This is a genomic window from Thermosipho sp. (in: thermotogales), assembly GCF_020054775.1.
Taxonomy (GTDB): domain Bacteria; phylum Thermotogota; class Thermotogae; order Thermotogales; family Fervidobacteriaceae; genus Thermosipho; species Thermosipho africanus.
Genome location: NZ_JAIHAP010000048.1, coordinates 1 through 13,693, shown reverse-complemented (window position 1 = coordinate 13,693; position 13,693 = coordinate 1). Strand labels below are relative to the sequence as shown.

15 protein-coding genes are annotated in these 13,693 nt (G+C 29.7%); 10 read left to right on the top strand and 5 right to left on the bottom strand.

All coding sequences use genetic code 11. From position 1 onward, the window contains the following. Nucleotides 1–34: 34 nt before the first annotated feature. The 3 genes from JG780_RS07940 to JG780_RS07930 are packed head-to-tail and all read left to right on the top strand — an operon-like array spanning nt 35 to nt 2,966. A complete protein-coding gene (locus JG780_RS07940; protein ID WP_287569991.1) occupies nt 35–958 on the top strand; it encodes an alpha-galactosidase in 924 nt (307 codons plus the stop codon). Then, a complete protein-coding gene (gene galT / locus JG780_RS07935) occupies nt 958–1,914 on the top strand; it encodes a galactose-1-phosphate uridylyltransferase (RefSeq protein ID WP_114702572.1) in 957 nt (318 codons plus the stop codon). Before JG780_RS07940 ends, galT begins: the two co-directional genes overlap by 1 nt. Then, complete coding sequence (locus JG780_RS07930; protein ID WP_287569990.1) at nt 1,911–2,966, top strand: galactokinase; 1,056 nt, start codon at nt 1,911–1,913, stop codon at nt 2,964–2,966. The genes galT and JG780_RS07930 overlap by 4 nt, the downstream gene beginning before the upstream one ends. Before the next feature lie 29 nt (nt 2,967–2,995). Here the strand turns inward: JG780_RS07930 and JG780_RS07925 are convergent, their stop codons facing one another. Together JG780_RS07925 and JG780_RS07920 are read right to left on the bottom strand one after the other, a co-directional pair. Then, nucleotides 2,996–4,573 (bottom strand): bifunctional aspartate carbamoyltransferase catalytic subunit/aspartate carbamoyltransferase regulatory subunit, encoded by a 1,578-nt coding sequence (locus JG780_RS07925; RefSeq protein ID WP_287569989.1) that lies wholly within the window; start codon nt 4,571–4,573, stop codon nt 2,996–2,998. Nucleotides 4,574–4,638: 65 nt separating this feature from the next. Next, on the bottom strand, nt 4,639–5,670 hold the full coding sequence (locus JG780_RS07920) for an HD-GYP domain-containing protein (protein WP_287569988.1): 1,032 nt from the start codon (nt 5,668–5,670) through the stop codon (nt 4,639–4,641). A 256-nt stretch (nt 5,671–5,926) separates the two neighbouring features. Here JG780_RS07920 and JG780_RS07915 point away from each other — a divergent pair, with 256 nt between their 5' ends. The 7 genes from JG780_RS07915 to JG780_RS07885 all read left to right on the top strand — a co-directional run bounded on the left by JG780_RS07915 (nt 5,927) and on the right by JG780_RS07885 (nt 9,493). Next, the gene (locus JG780_RS07915) at nt 5,927–6,337 is read left to right on the top strand and encodes a Fur family transcriptional regulator (RefSeq protein WP_114702568.1); all 411 of its coding nucleotides are present in this window, start codon (nt 5,927–5,929) and stop codon (nt 6,335–6,337) included. A 2-nt stretch (nt 6,338–6,339) separates the two neighbouring features. Beyond that, nucleotides 6,340–6,984 (top strand): peroxiredoxin, encoded by a 645-nt coding sequence (locus JG780_RS07910; protein ID WP_004102328.1) that lies wholly within the window; start codon nt 6,340–6,342, stop codon nt 6,982–6,984. An 83-nt stretch (nt 6,985–7,067) separates the two neighbouring features. Beyond that, a complete protein-coding gene (gene rd / locus JG780_RS07905; protein ID WP_004102330.1) occupies nt 7,068–7,226 on the top strand; it encodes a rubredoxin in 159 nt (52 codons plus the stop codon). A 3-nt stretch (nt 7,227–7,229) separates the two neighbouring features. Next, nucleotides 7,230–8,396 carry an FprA family A-type flavoprotein gene (locus JG780_RS07900; RefSeq protein WP_287569983.1) on the top strand — a complete coding sequence of 389 codons (1,167 nt, stop codon included), beginning with the start codon at nt 7,230–7,232 and terminating at the stop codon, nt 8,394–8,396. 14 nt (nt 8,397–8,410) lie between these two features. Beyond that, nucleotides 8,411–8,929, top strand: a complete 519-nt coding sequence (locus JG780_RS07895) for a ferritin (RefSeq protein ID WP_287569980.1) — start codon at nt 8,411–8,413, stop codon at nt 8,927–8,929. 1 nt (nt 8,930) lies between these two features. Continuing rightward, the gene (locus tag JG780_RS07890) at nt 8,931–9,110 is read left to right on the top strand and encodes an HTH domain-containing protein (RefSeq protein WP_004102336.1); all 180 of its coding nucleotides are present in this window, start codon (nt 8,931–8,933) and stop codon (nt 9,108–9,110) included. Between the two features lie 2 nt (nt 9,111–9,112). Beyond that, nucleotides 9,113–9,493 (top strand): desulfoferrodoxin, encoded by a 381-nt coding sequence (locus JG780_RS07885; RefSeq protein WP_004102338.1) that lies wholly within the window; start codon nt 9,113–9,115, stop codon nt 9,491–9,493. A gap of 47 nt (nt 9,494–9,540) precedes the next feature. On the opposite strand, the gene JG780_RS07880 is transcribed toward JG780_RS07885, so the two are convergent. From JG780_RS07880 to JG780_RS07870, 3 genes are read right to left on the bottom strand one after another with little or no spacing between them, the layout of a single operon-like run. Beyond that, nucleotides 9,541–10,857, bottom strand: coding sequence for an STN domain-containing protein (locus JG780_RS07880; RefSeq protein WP_287569976.1), 1,317 nt, complete (start codon nt 10,855–10,857; stop codon nt 9,541–9,543). Further along, nucleotides 10,854–11,960 carry a secretin GspD/PilQ domain-containing protein gene (locus JG780_RS07875; RefSeq protein WP_287569973.1) on the bottom strand — a complete coding sequence of 369 codons (1,107 nt, stop codon included), beginning with the start codon at nt 11,958–11,960 and terminating at the stop codon, nt 10,854–10,856. Before JG780_RS07875 ends, JG780_RS07880 begins: the two co-directional genes overlap by 4 nt. Further along, nucleotides 11,957–13,375 carry a hypothetical protein gene (locus tag JG780_RS07870; RefSeq protein WP_287569971.1) on the bottom strand — a complete coding sequence of 473 codons (1,419 nt, stop codon included), beginning with the start codon at nt 13,373–13,375 and terminating at the stop codon, nt 11,957–11,959. The genes JG780_RS07875 and JG780_RS07870 overlap by 4 nt, the downstream gene beginning before the upstream one ends. Between the last annotated feature and the right edge of the window lie 318 nt (nt 13,376–13,693).

Here is a 13,693-nt window from a genome sequence, read left to right as displayed (position 1 = left end):
TATAAAATAAATGTACTATAAGGAGTGATTCTAAATGTTTTCAAACTTTTCAAATGGTTATTTTTATGAGAAAAAAGAGGGCTTTGAAATAAAATGGAAGATAGAAAATTTTAGTATTGGATGGATTTTTTCTTGGAGCATTAAGGGTGAGGCAGGCATTTTTGAAGTTTTTAAGATGAAAAAAGCACCGGATTTAAAGCCTTATTCGTTTTTTGCTATTAATAGCGAAGGTTTGTTTGGATTTTTAGGTGCTAAAGGAGGAAGCATTGAAATTATGGAAGACGACGAAAATATTTCTTTTGTTATTAATTATGAACATAAATCATTTGAAGATTTTTCTTGTGAAAATTCTTTTGTGATTTTAAAACATACTGATAGAGGTTATTTGCTTAAAACATATAAAAATTTAATTGAAAGTCAACTAAAAAGTAAAAAAAGTCAGTTTAATATGAAAGATGTTGTAATTTTTAACGAAGGCCTAAATTTTGAAAATTTAAAGGGGAAAGTGGTTGTATTTAACTGTAATTTTGAGGAGATAGATAAAAACTTGATTGAGAATTTAAAAGATTTAAATTGCAAAATATTTGCAAGATCAAAAAATTATCTTCAAGATTTTGAGTATTTGGACGGTTTTGTTTTGGAAGGATCATTTGAAGAAAATTATCTTTTCAGTAATGTTGGAAATTTTATTGTTCTTGATGAAAAGGAAGAATTTGAAGGAGAATGGAAAGTTTTGTTTGATAATGTTAAAAATAATAAAAAAATAGTTAGTTTTTCTTGCGATGAGGGTAAATATATCCTTGAAACTATTAATAAGGAAAAAAGAAAAATAAAAATTTATTTGGATTTTGATAGAAAGGTATCTAAATTTGTGGAAGAAGATTTTATTAATTTAAAATCTAGAAAATTAATAAGAGAAGATGGAAGAATATTTAATTTTTATGGAGGCGATTTATAATGATGGAGATTAGATATAATCCCCTCACCGATGAATGGGTAATAATATCTGCTGAGACGCAAAAAAGGCCGGTTCAACCTGCAAAAAATAATTGTCCTATTTGTCCTGGAGGAGTTGAATTTAGAGATGAAACATATGATCTTGTAGCTTTTGAAAATAGATATCCTTCGTTAAGAAAGAATCCACCAGAAATAAAAGAAAGTAATAAGCTTTTTAAACGAATGAAATCATACGGTGTGTGTGAGGTTGTAGTATATACTTCAAAACATGATTCCTCTTTTCCAAAGATGCCTATATTCCAGATAGAAAAATTGGTTGATATGTGGGTTGATAGAACATATGAACTGTCAAAAAATGATTTTGTTAAAAATATTTTCATATTTGAGAATCGAGGTAAAGAAGTTGGTGCATCACTTCCGCATCCTCATGGCCAGATATATGCTTTTCCATTTATACCGAAAAGAATAGAAGCTAAATTAAATGCAATGGAAAAATGGTTTGATGAAAATGGAAAATGTGTAATTTGTGAGATTTTAGAAAATGAAACAAATGAAAGATTAGTATATGAAAACGAAACTTTTGTTGCATTAGTTCCATTTTATGCAAGGTTTCCATTCGAAGTTCACATTTATCCAAAAGGGCATATTTCAAATTTACTACAATTTAATGAGAACGAGAAAAAAGATTTTGCAAGAATATTGAAAGTTGTTACAAAAAAATATGACAAATTATTTGATCAAGAATTTCCTTATATGATGATGTTTTTCCAGGCTCCATTTAATACTAAAGATTACTCTGATATTTTTCATTTTCACGTTGAATTTAACCCGCCGAAAAGAGATAAGGATAAACTAAAGTGGATGGCAAGTGTGGAAACAGGAACATGGAGCTTTATAAATCCGATAGTGCCAGAACAAGCTGCAAAAATGTTGAGAGAAGTGGAGGTGGAGTTTTGAAAGTAAAAGCACCTGGCAGAGTTAATCTTATAGGTGAACACACAGATTACAATGATGGGTTTGTACTGCCTTTTGCTATCGATAGGTATGTAGAACTTGAGATTGAAGAATCAGATAAGTTTTGTTTTTACTCAAATAATTTGAATGAAGAAGTTAAACTTTCATCTTTGCAAAAAACAAATAGTTGGGCAGATTATGTTGTTGGAGTTATTAAAGAAATTGAAAAAAGAGGGTATAAAATTCAACCTGTTAAAATAAAGGTTGATTCTAATATACCTATTGGTGCAGGGCTTTCAAGTTCAGCTGCTCTTGAAGTAGCATCTGCTTATGCTATTTCTAAGTATTTTGGTTTGAATTTGTCAAAAATAGATATTGTTAAAATTTCAAGAGAGGCAGAAGCAAATTTTGTTGGAGTAAATTGTGGAATAATGGACCAATTTGCTTCAGCATTTTCAAAAAAAGATTATGCAATATTTCTTGATACTATGACTTTAGATTTTCAATTTGTCCCGCTTAATTTAAAAGGGTATGAGATTTTTGTGATTGATTCTAATGTAAAGCATGAACTTTCAAGCTCTGAATATAACCTTAGAAGGCAGGAATGTGAAAGTGCTCTTGAAATAATTGGAAAAGATAGTTTTCGAAATGTGACAAGAGAAGACCTCAAATTATTGAATGGTACACTTTTGAAGAGAGTCCAACATATATTGGAGGAAAATGAAAGGGTTTTAAAGACAGTAGAAGCTTTGAAAGAAAATGAAATTAAGAAGATAGGAGAATATCTATATCAATCTCATGAAAGTTTGCGATATTTGTATGAAGTTTCTTGTGACGAAACAGATTTTATAGTTGACTTTTTAAAGGAAAAAGACGGAATTATTGGTGCAAGAATGGTTGGAGGAGGTTTTGGCGGAGGAGTTATTGTTATCTCGAAAGAAGGGTCATTTGAAAGTATTGAAAAGTTATTAGAAAATGAATATTATTCAAGATTTAGTATAAGACCTACCTTTTATAAATTAAATTCATCAGATGGTGTTACAAAGATTAAATAAAGTGCCTGGATATCCAGGCACTTTATTAATTAGATATTCCAAATTTCTTCGAACGAATGAGGCGTTTCACAGTATTTACATACAAGCTCTCCCTCGTTGTTTCTTATAAAAAATGCTTCAGCATTTTCTCCATTTACAGGATTTGTAATACAATTTTCATTTTTACATCTTAATTCTGAGAATCCGTAGATGAAAGGTGGTAAGAATATTCTGTATTTTTCAACAACTCTAGAGTTTTTGATTATATTTACAGTAGTATTTGGAGAGATTGCGGACAACATTTTTATTTCTTTTTTCGAAAGGTATCTATTTGGAAGACTTATGTAACCTTTAAATTCTCCATTTTCTGACTTGAATATTCCATCAGCACTATCAAGATCAAATAATTTTAATATTTTTCTTATTTTTACTATAGTTTCAAAAATTTTATCTTTATCTTTTCCTTTCGCAATGTGGTCTATTACTGTTCCATTTTCAATCGGTTTTATTCCTCTTTTTCCTTCTTTTGAAACTCCTTTGGTACCATTTACAATTGGTGCAGGAATTATAAAATCTTCATCATTTTCTTGGGGGTTAAAAGACGTATCAAAATTTGCTTTTAATGCCCCACCAAGCATTGATAGTAGAACTGTTCTAGTCCAATATCCATTTATTGCCTGTTGTTCCCAACCATTGAGAGGTAAGTTATCTAAAAAAGTGGGTATAGTTGGGTATATTTTATGCCTTGGAAGAGGATGATAAAATTTAACATCTTGTGGTATATATTCTAGAAATTCTTTTCTAAATGTGACACTTTTTCGTAGCACATGTTCTTTTTCTAAAATATCTTCTCCCATTCTTTCAAGCTGGAGCCTTGTAAAGTACCATATTTTTGCTACCTTATCAGTAGATTTAAGATATGATTCAATGGAATCGAAGATTCTAACTTCAAAACCATTTTCTTTCATCTTTTTGATATAATGAGATGGCATTGATATTTCTTCAGGTGCAATCAAGTCAACTAAAACATTTTTAAAAATTTTTAAGCCGTTAACTTTTGAGTGAACAGTTCTTCCATGAAGTAAATCTCCAACTAGAGCGATGTGAATAAAAGAATTGTCAAAATCCATTTGTTCAAGAAAAGTGTATTCATCTAGTAATTCTTGAGTTGGATGTTCGTGCTTGCCATCACCGGCGTTAATAAATGCAGGTTTTTCTATACCGTGTCTTTCAGCAAACTCTGATACTTTTTCATCTAAATACTTACATGTTCCCTCAAGTCTTGTTCTTAAAACAAAAATTGAGTAGTCACTATAACCTGTCAACATGTTAAAGGTGTCTAAGTAGCTTTCTTTTTTGTTAAAAGATGAATGTTCTGAATCAAAAATATTTACTTTTACATTTTTGTGGAATCTTGCTGCGTTAATGAAAGATTCTTTGGTTCTTGTACTAGGTTCTACGAAGACGATGTAAATTCCTACGTTTTTTTTGATTTGGAATTCAGAAATGTCGCTTTTTTCTTTCCAAAGTTTTTTTAGCTTTCTAGTTTGAGCATACAAAAACATTTGTTCATCAACTGAAAAATCTTCAATCACTGTAAGACTTCTTCCAAGAAAGTCGTTTTTCATCTTCCCCCCACACCTCCTGATGTATAATGAATATAAAAAAAGAGCCAACTTTAAAAGTTGGCTCTTTATGCAATGGAAATATTATCTTCTTCTTCCTCAATAACTTCCAGGAAAGCCTTAACCACTCTAGGATCAAATTGCTTCCCAGAGTTGTTTATAATCTCTTGTAATGCATAATCTTTAGGTAAAGCATTTCTATACGCCCTTTTACTTATCATTGCATCCCAACTATCAGCAACAGCAATTATTCTTGAAATAATGGGGATCATCTCTCCTTTCAGACCTGTAGGATAACCATTTCCATCCCATCTCTCATGATGATGAAAAACATAAGTTGCTATATCCTTAAGGGTTTCAGATGTTGATAGAAATTCATAACCATACACTGGATGTTTTTTTATTATTGCAAATTCTTCGTTAGTTAATTTTCCTTCTTTGTTTAAAATACCTGTTGGTATGGCAATTTTTCCTATATCATGAACGAGTCCTGTCCAGTAAGCGTCGGAAATTTCTTTGTGAGAAAGTTTCATTTTTTCTGCAATTTTTTTCGAGAACTCTGCAACTCTCATTGAATGCCCTTGGGTGTATCTGTCATAATATTCTAATATTTTTATCATAGAAAGCATAAGGTCAATTTGGAACTTTCCATTCTTTTTGATTAAATTTTTGATAATCTCAGACGAAGAAATTAATCCGGTTAAAATTTCAATTTTTTCTTTTTCTTCTTTTGAAAGATTCTTGATAGTGTGAAAAACGGTTCTAAGTGCATATGATTCGTCTATGAAAAATTCTTTAACATAATAGTCTTTATAAAAGAAAATTTTGTCATTATTTTCTATTTTATTGCCAAATGAGTTAAGTTCAATAAATGATTTACCGTTTTTAAGAAAAATTGCACCAGAATCAATTTTAGAAAAATTTTTAGAAATGAAAGATAAGACTTTGCTTGAAAAATCATTACTACTATCAGACAATGAATCGTTAAAATCATAGATTAAGCTTTTGATGTTGTAGCGACTTGAAGATAAAGACTTTTTTAGAAAAAGCGCCGTTATTACTACGGCGTAGACTGAGACAATGGTTAAAATAATTGCCACGTTTCCCCCCTTTCGATGAATATTTTACACTAAAGTTAAAATTACAAAAGATAAATTGACTAAAAGTTGTGGAACATTTTTCTCAAATTTTTATTACATAAATTTTAATTAATTTTTTTGATTATCAAATAAAGTTATTTTAATGAGATATTTTGAGTGTAAATCAAAATGTTAATAAAAAATAATTAAAAACTTGACAATGTCTAAAAATAGATTTATAATAAAAATGTACTTGGTATAGATGGGAGTGAGTTCATTGAAAAGATATGCTGAAATGCTTAAGGAAAGAAATATTCGCCCAACGGTTCAAAGAATAGAAATTTTGAAATTTATTGTTGAAAGTAAAAGGCATCCATCTGCAGATGAAATATACGAACATTTGAAAGGAAAGATTCATGCGATCTCAAGAGCTACTGTTTATAATACTGTTTCTCTGTTGAGCGAGAAGAAAGTTATTAAAGAGATAATTACTCCTTCATCTATAAGGTATGATTTTGAATTTGTAGAACATCATCATTTTTATTGCACTAAATGCAAGAAGGTTTACGATATTTTTGAATCTCTTCCAGAAGTTCCAAAAATTGACTCAGTGGAGGGTCATAAAGTAATGAATATTCAGTATTGTTTAGTTGGAATATGTAAAGATTGTTTAAACGGAGGTGAGTAGTTATGGGCATACCATTGATTGGTGAAAGGATTCCAGAATTTGAGGCAGTTACTACGAAAGGAGTTATTAAATTTCCTGACGATTTTAAGGGAAAATGGGTTGTTTTGTTCAGCCATCCTGCGGATTTTACGCCCGTTTGTACAACTGAATTTGTAGCATTTCAAAAAAGATTTGATGAATTTCAAAAATTAAATACTGAATTGGTCGGGTTAAGTATTGATCAGGTGTTTTCTCATATCAAATGGGTTGAATGGATAAAAGATAAACTAGGTGTTGAAATTAAATTTCCAGTTATTGCTGATGATAGAGGAAAGATTGCGGAAATGCTTGGTATGATTCATCCTGCAAAAGGTACTAATACAGTTAGAGCGGTTTTCATAATTGATCCAAAGGGTATTTTAAGAGCAGTGTTATATTATCCACAAGAACTTGGTAGAAATATGGATGAAATATTAAGAATGGTGAAAGGGTTCCAAGTAATTGATGAAAATGGAGTAGCTTTACCAGCAAATTGGCCAAATAATGAGTTGGTTAATGATGAAGCTATTGTACCACCAGCATCAACAGTTAAAGATGCCGAACAAAGAACAAAGGAATACGAATGTTTTGATTGGTGGTTCTGTCATAAAAAGTTAAATAATAAGTAAAATTGTAGTATAATATATATAGGACTTGTGGGGGCGGGAGTCTCCCGCTCCATAAATTAGAGAATTTTTGGAGGTGGATATTTATGAAAAGGTACGTTTGTACAGTTTGTGGTTATGTTTATGATCCAGAGGTTGGAGATCCTGATAATGGAATAGAGCCAGGAACACCATTTGAAGAACTTCCAGAAGATTGGGTATGTCCAGTTTGCGGGGTGCCAAAGGATCAATTTGAGGAGGAATAAGATATGGTTAGAAAAATAGCAGAAAATGTATACTTTGTTGGAGCAATTGATTGGGATAGAGAACTTTTTGACGAATTAATACCTCTACCAAATGGGACAACTTATAATTCTTATATAATAAAAGGAACTGAAAAAATAGTACTAATTGATACAGTTGAGCCAAGAAAAGAAGAAGAATTCATGAATAATCTAAAGAAATTGAATATTCAAAAGATAGACTACGTAATTTCAAACCATGCAGAACAAGATCATTCTGGCTTAATTGGAAAAGTTGTAGAAAAATTTGGAGCAAAGGTTGTCACAAATAAAAAATGTGCAGATTTTTTAAAAACTCACATTCACATTAAAGACGAAGATGTGATAACTATTGAAGATGGTCAGGAGATATCTTTGGGTGATAAAACTTTAAAATTTATATTTACTCCTTGGACTCACTGGCCTGAAACTATGGTTACTTATTTAAAAGAGGATAAAATACTTTTTAGTTGTGATTTGTTTGGTTCTCATTACGCAACTAGTGAAATTGAGCAGGTTGGTAGTGAAAAATTGCTGGAGATGGCCAAAAGATATTATGCAGAAATTATGATGCCATTTAGAGTTACAATGAAACAAAACATTGAAAAGGTCGAAATGCTCGATATTGAAAAGATAGCTCCAAGCCATGGGCCTGTCTATAAAAATCCTAAGTTGATTATTGAAGCATATAAAAAGTGGATAAGTGATGAAGTTGAGAATGAGGTAGTTATATTGTATGTTTCAATGCATGAGAGTACTAGAAAAATGGTGGAATATTTGGTTGAAAGTTTAATGGACAAAGGAGTAAAAGTAAAATTACACAACATTGTAAATGCAGATATAGGAGAGATAGCAATTGATTTAGTGGAAGCATCAACAGTTGTCATTGGAACACCAATGGTTTTAACTGGTGTTCATCCAATTGCCGCAGGAGCAATTTATTTAGTAAATGCTTTAAGACCAAAAACCAAATATCTAGCAATAGTAGGTTCATATGGTTGGGGTGGAAAGTTTATAGATGAAATAAAGTCAATGTTATCTAATGTAAAAGCTGAACTATTAGAACCAGTAACGGTTAAGGGTTTGATTGATAGTGAAGGATATGAAAAATTAGAACATTTAGCAAAAGAAATTGCTGAAAGAAACTTAAATTAAAAGGGGAGATAGGTATGTTAAAAGAGAAAATGACAGAAGCATTAAATAAGCAAATTAATGAAGAATTATATTCATCATATTTGTATTTATCAATGTCAGCGTATTTTGAAGACATGGGATTAAAAGGTTTTGCAAATTGGATGATGGTTCAGGCTATGGAAGAAAGAGATCATGCAATGAAGATTTATAATTATTTAGTAAATCAAGGTGCAAGAGTTAAGTTATATGAAATAAAAGAGCCACCATTTGAATTTGGAAGTATAAAAAATACATTTGAAGAGGTACTCAAACACGAGCAACATATTACAAGTAAAATTAATGAGTTAGTTGATATAGCTGAAGAGTTGAAAGATAGAGCAACATTTAATTTCTTACAATGGTATATTGATGAACAGGTTGAAGAAGAAGAAAATGCAAGGGATATATTAACCAGATTGGAATTTGTTGGTGATGATAAAAATGCTTTATTCATGCTTGATAGAGAATTAGCACAAAGACAATATGTCCCCCTTAATATGAACAAGGAGGGATAATATGGAAAAAGAAAAAGTATTAGAGGTTTTAAAAAAGGAAGGTAAACCAATGAAAGCAGGAGAAATTGCCGAGAAATTGGGTGTAGATTCAAAAGTGGTTAGTAAGCTCATTAGTGAGCTTAAAAAAGAAGGAAAAATAGAAAGTCCAAAAAGGTGTTATTATGCACCAAAGGAGGGATGAGTATGACTAAAAGGATTCAAGTATATAAATGTGAAAAATGTGGTAATATAGTAGAAGTTCTTCATGAAGGTGCAGGAACATTGGTTTGCTGTGGAGAACCTATGAAATTGCTAGAAGAAAAGACAGCTGATACTGCAACAGAAAAACATGTACCATTTATTGAGGAATTGGAAGATGGATATAGAGTAAGAGTTGGGGAAAATGCTCTTCATCCCATGGAAGAAAAACACTATATAGAATGGATAGAATTAATTGTGGATGGAGTAGTTTATAGAAAGTTCTTAAATCCGGGTGACAAACCTGAGGCTGAGTTTAAAGTGGCAAAAGGAAAAGAAGTACACGCAAGAGAATATTGTAATGTCCACGGACTTTGGAAAAAATAGTTTTTAAGAGAAATTATCCCCCAGCTAATTTGCTGGGGGATTTTGTTTTACCAATTAACGTATATACCTCCACCATAATTTAGATTTTGGTCAATATAAAGTACTGCTCCAAAATTATTGTGGAAAAATTTTAGCCTTCCAGAAATTATTTCTAGGGAATCATAAAATGCTGATATATCTATGAATACATTTTCATCAATGTAATACTTTAATCCAATTCCAAATTTCATGTATAAATTTGAAAGAATATTATTCAATTCCATTTTTTCTAGATTTAACTGTTTATCGATATTAAATTCTAAATAAAGTGGATTAATTGAAAATTTATCTTCAAAAATGATGCTTGTTTCAGTAGCCTTTTGAACATTTATTTTCCCACCTAACCAAAAATCGTTAATAGGATTAAATTTTGCACCTAAGTAAGAAAAAGTGTTTTTTTCAAAAAATATTGATAAGTTTTCAGTTGAAACAGACAATAAAAGATTTTGGTTAGAAAAATATGTTAAATTAAAGGAATTTTTAAGGGGGAGTTTTAAATTTTCTATTTTATAACTACTAGATTCATAATTTATCTTTTTGATATTTGCTATAACAATAAATTTTCCAAATTTTCCTTCTAAAATTTTTCTTACTTCTCCCTCATTAGCAGAAAATTTTGCACTTGCTGAATCATTTTCGGTGGAAATTTCAAAAATTATCTCTGAATTATTAACACTTGCATTTAATTTTATTGAACCCTTAACGGATACTTTTGGATCATTTCCTGTGAAAAATCCAAAAGTATTCAATATGTAATTAAATTTACTTGTATATGGAAGAGCTTCTAATAGTTTTTCAGTATCTATATTGTAATTTTTTAATTCTGAGTTTTTAATATAGTAAATAGCATAAGAAATAATAGTATTATTCTTTGCATCTTTGTCGATATTTTCTAAAAGGTTTTTGTAATTATTCCACAAATCATCTGGACAATAAACAATGATGTTGTTTCCTACAATATAATTTTTAAATGGAATTAGTTTTGATAATTCTTCTGGAGATCTAAATTTTGGAGTGTATGTATGTGATTTATAATATAGTATCGATTGATCGGTTACTATAAAATAGACATCATTAATTTTTTCAAATGTATAGTTAAAATTTGAAAGAATAACATTTAATGCTGTTTCAATTGAAACATTGTAGAGCTCCACCGTAATTTTTCCATTCAAGCTTTCAGGAAAAATTATTGATGTATTATATAAACTTCCTAATTGCATGAGTGCATCTTTTATATCCATATTTTCAAAATAAACATCCTTAGTTATTGAAAAAGCATAAATTGTAAAGAACAATGCTAATATAACAATTATTATTTTTTTCATAGATCTTCACCTGCCAATCTTGCTTTTATGAATATTACAATATTTTTCTTTCTCGATGTATATGTACTATTTTTAAAAAGATTACCAATTATGGGAATATCTTTTAAACCTGGGATTCCTCCATCTTGTTTTGTAACTGAGTCAAAAGATAGTCCAGCTATATAATAAGGTTGTTCATATTTTATATCTAAATTTGTTTCAACTGAGGCACCAACTGGTGTAAATGTTGAAGAATTTTGTATAAAAGATTCAACAATGGATTTAAGTGTGAGATTTGCATGATCTGTAAAAACATGTCCAGAAATAATAATTTGAGTGTTGATCTTTTTTTCAACATAAGTATTATCTTTTCCAATAGTAAAACCAACAGTGGTATATCCTGTTATTTGTGCCGTAGAATTTGATTTTAATTTTAGTGTTCCTTCTGCTAAAACTTTTGCATTACCAGAACTTATCAAAGTTTCCATTATAATATTAAAGTTTACATTTAAAGGATTTAAAGATAATTGTAAATTGCCATTATTGTAAGATGTAGTATTGTTTTCTTCGTTGTTCCAAGATACGCCAAATTTTTTAAAGTCCGATTCATCTATTTCTATTATTTTAACTTGAATTTCTGCAACAGGTATTTGTTTGTCTATTAGAGTTATTGTTTCAGCAATTTGTGATGCTATTTTTGCAGGAGCATATATTAGGACTTGATTTTTATTGGGTGTTTTGTATATATAATTTGTCATTATCTTAGGTAAAGCATTGTAAAGGTCATCAAAGGTTATAAACCTTAAATTTAAAAGATATTTTTTTGAAATTAGTGCAAAATTAGGGCTATCAGGGTTTGCAGTCCCAACAAAATATACGTTGTCTATTTTGGTCCAGTAATATCCAAGAGGTAATAACATTAAATCAAGAGCTTTTTCTAGGGTTATATTGTAAGCCTCGACACTTATAAAACCAGATATTAAAGGATCATATATTATGGATACACCTTCTTGCATTCCCAATTGATTTAAAGCATCTCTTATATCTGTTTGATAAAAATAAATATCAACAGAAAAAGCAAAAGTAATTAATGATATTATTAAGATTACTAAATATTTTTTCATTTTTTAACATCTCCTATATTTTTTTGGTATTTGAAATCGTTTTCTCCATAAATTTTGTACATTATAAAAGTACTGTTCTTTATAATTTCATTGTAAGGTATTTCAAGAAAAACTTTTTTATTTTCACCTGGAAATAGTATAATTTCATTTGTTAAATCATTTGATTGAAGTTTTTCAGTTCTTATAACCTTAAAAATTAATATTGTATTTCCTGTATTTTCTACATTTAAAGCAAACGTATTTGTTGCAACATCTGTAATGAATGATTCAATATTTGGTTCTAAGTTACCATATCTTAAGACTATTTTTGGATTTTTAAAAAGGCTAATTTCATTTTCACTATCGATATTAATTTTAAAAACATTGTCACCATCTTTTAGTTTTTCAAGTCTACTATCAAATTTTACAAAACCGTTTAATTTTGAATAAGGGGATAATCTAATTTTACCAGGTAATATATTTATAGCTTTCGAAATTGTAGAGAGGCCAAATTGAGTTGATAAAGGCGAAAGGTTTTGAATTGTTATTTTTGAATTTTCAATTGTTCTTTTTACATTTATTAAAATTATTTCAGGATCAATCATTACTGCAACTCTATCAGAAGATTTTCCTTCGATTTTTAGCTTTTTAAAAGCTGTAACACGTACATTTTGAGATATACCATCCATTTGTATTTCAAAATCTCCTTTTGGCAATACATATGGAATAAAAAATTCAAAATTATTAGCCCTATCTGGAAAAACAACAAAATTATTACTATTTAATGGTATGGAAGTGATAATTCTGTTAATCTCTCTGGAGATAAGCCTCATTTCTCCATTAAGAGCTAAAACTGCGTTACCATTATTTTTTACATCGATATCAATAACTGTTCCAAAGTTGCCATACTTGTCAATAAGAGTTTTTGAAGCAGTTGTAGTTAGATCGTATATTGACACATCTTGAATTTGTGCTTTGATATTTTTAACAGTTGGAAAATCTAATATTATAAGTGAAATATAATCAAAAATTGTCTCAAAAACTTCTGATTGCTTTCCTTTTTGTTTAAAATGTATTGCACCAAATGCTTGTGCTCCTTTAAAGCCTGAAGGGATATTTATCTTTATTGGATAGTCAATTGATTGACCGGGTTGTAAAATTAAATGTGTGCTTTCAATTGTAATCCAATCTTTAATACTAAATGCATAATTTGGGATTTCATAGAGATATTTGGAGCCTTCTATTACAAAATCTGATATTTCGACGTCAACGTCTGCTATACTAGGACTATTGTTTGCAACATTAATTGTGAGCTCTATGGTTCTTTGATTTGCTTCAACATTTAGCCTGTTTACTAAGGGATAAATAGTTACAGCAAAGCCGATTGAAGAAAATAAAGCAAATAGGATTAAAATGGTAAAAAGTGTTTTTTTCATTTGAATGCCCCCTATGTTTTTATTTTAATGTATCATATAATTAATTATATCAATTTCGCGGTTAATTCTAAATCAAAGTTAAGTTCAAAAAATCCCATATACTCAAGGTATATGGGATTTCCCATTTAGATGATATTTACCTCTAGAAAGAAACGGTAGGAACGAAAGTGAGGCTAAGAACTACAGGGTAATCGCCAGCAGGTAAATCAGGATCGATACTATTGATGGTAAAACCTATAAGATATACTCCATCATCAATAGGACTTGTAGGAACAAATGGGTTACCATCTTTTGTAACATAAACATCTGCATCTATGT

What these genes read in the sequence shown, in the direction of transcription:
- JG780_RS07940 (WP_287569991.1), top strand. Translation starts at nt 35, where the DNA reads ATGTTTTCAAACTTTTCAAATGGTTATTTTTATGAGAAAAAAGAGGGC.
- galT (WP_114702572.1), top strand. Translation starts at nt 958, where the DNA reads ATGATGGAGATTAGATATAATCCCCTCACCGATGAATGGGTAATAATA.
- JG780_RS07925 (WP_287569989.1), bottom strand. Translation starts at nt 4,573, where the DNA reads ATGAAAAACGACTTTCTTGGAAGAAGTCTTACAGTGATTGAAGATTTT.
- JG780_RS07910 (WP_004102328.1), top strand. Translation starts at nt 6,340, where the DNA reads ATGGGCATACCATTGATTGGTGAAAGGATTCCAGAATTTGAGGCAGTT.
- rd (WP_004102330.1), top strand. Translation starts at nt 7,068, where the DNA reads ATGAAAAGGTACGTTTGTACAGTTTGTGGTTATGTTTATGATCCAGAG.
- JG780_RS07900 (WP_287569983.1), top strand. Translation starts at nt 7,230, where the DNA reads ATGGTTAGAAAAATAGCAGAAAATGTATACTTTGTTGGAGCAATTGAT.
- JG780_RS07895 (WP_287569980.1), top strand. Translation starts at nt 8,411, where the DNA reads ATGTTAAAAGAGAAAATGACAGAAGCATTAAATAAGCAAATTAATGAA.
- JG780_RS07890 (WP_004102336.1), top strand. Translation starts at nt 8,931, where the DNA reads ATGGAAAAAGAAAAAGTATTAGAGGTTTTAAAAAAGGAAGGTAAACCA.
- JG780_RS07885 (WP_004102338.1), top strand. Translation starts at nt 9,113, where the DNA reads ATGACTAAAAGGATTCAAGTATATAAATGTGAAAAATGTGGTAATATA.
- JG780_RS07880 (WP_287569976.1), bottom strand. Translation starts at nt 10,857, where the DNA reads ATGAAAAAAATAATAATTGTTATATTAGCATTGTTCTTTACAATTTAT.
- JG780_RS07875 (WP_287569973.1), bottom strand. Translation starts at nt 11,960, where the DNA reads ATGAAAAAATATTTAGTAATCTTAATAATATCATTAATTACTTTTGCT.
- JG780_RS07870 (WP_287569971.1), bottom strand. Translation starts at nt 13,375, where the DNA reads ATGAAAAAAACACTTTTTACCATTTTAATCCTATTTGCTTTATTTTCT.